The following is a 462-nucleotide window of genomic DNA, read 5'->3' as shown; positions in this document are numbered from 1 at the left end:
ACACAGATGATTGTTAATTGTAAAGAGAACAACACTTATTGTTTGGGTCTGTAGCTCAGCTGGTTAGAGCGCACCCCTGATAAGGGTGAGGTCGGTAGTTCAAATCTACTCAGACCCACCACTTCTTATCTAATTAAGAAGATGGTTAAAACAATAAGTACCAGCATATGTGGGGCTATAGCTCAGCTGGGAGAGCGCCTGCCTTGCACGCAGGAGGTCAGCAGTTCGATCCTGCTTAGCTCCACCACTTACTTCTTAAAAATAAATATTCTTTATCGGGCCATTAACCGCCTGATAATAGAGTGTGTTTAATTTTGAGAAGTTTTTACATCTCTTGCTCTTTAAAAATTTGGAAAAGCTGATAATAAAATTCTGATAGATACATTGTATTTATCAAGAGTTTTCAAAAGTAAAAAAGAATGGTAGCAGTACCATTCAGTGCCATTTAGTTAACTCATATGA

Annotated in this window: 2 tRNA genes; both read left to right on the top strand. The window is 38.1% G+C overall.

Annotated elements, in window-relative coordinates:
- Nucleotides 1-44: 44 nt before the first annotated feature.
- Nucleotides 45-121 (top strand) — tRNA-Ile (locus H4J63_RS19845).
- 50 nt (nt 122-171) lie between these two features.
- Nucleotides 172-247: transfer RNA gene (locus H4J63_RS19840), tRNA-Ala, on the top strand.
- The last annotated feature ends 215 nt before the right edge of the window (nt 248-462 follow it).

The organism is Pseudoalteromonas sp. 5Ae-yellow (assembly GCF_014077565.1).
GTDB lineage: Bacteria > Pseudomonadota > Gammaproteobacteria > Enterobacterales > Alteromonadaceae > Pseudoalteromonas.
Note: the sequence above shows the minus strand (reverse complement) of the source record. Positions and strands in the feature narration are given on the sequence as shown.